The organism is Streptomyces sp. P17 (assembly GCF_032436805.1).
Classification (GTDB): domain Bacteria; phylum Actinomycetota; class Actinomycetes; order Streptomycetales; family Streptomycetaceae; genus Streptomyces.
Map to the genome: position 1 here is coordinate 1 of NZ_JAVRBF010000903.1, position 267 is coordinate 267.

The window sequence follows — 267 nt, forward strand, 5'->3', positions numbered from 1 at the left end:
TTGATACCTTCACGGCCTTCAAGTCATATTTCGGCATCTGGGACGTAGGTTACAGATGGCAGGGCAAGAAGCAGGTTGAGTATCCGATCCTTGACTGCTACAACAACCTCAATGACCTGTACACGGCTCTTAAGAAGATCAGCAGCCGTGTAACCAAGGATGATGTGCTGGACCTCCCCGAAAAGGTATACAGCAAGCGCTATTACGAAATGACCCCCACTCAGGCTCGCATGTATCAGGAGCTTGAGGAGGAGTTCATGACGTTCC

At 50.2% G+C, this 267-nt stretch carries 1 pseudogene; it reads left to right on the forward strand.

Going from position 1 to position 267, the window contains the following annotated elements:
* Positions 1 to 267: pseudogene (locus RMT89_RS43395) on the forward strand (hypothetical protein); the annotation flags it as partial.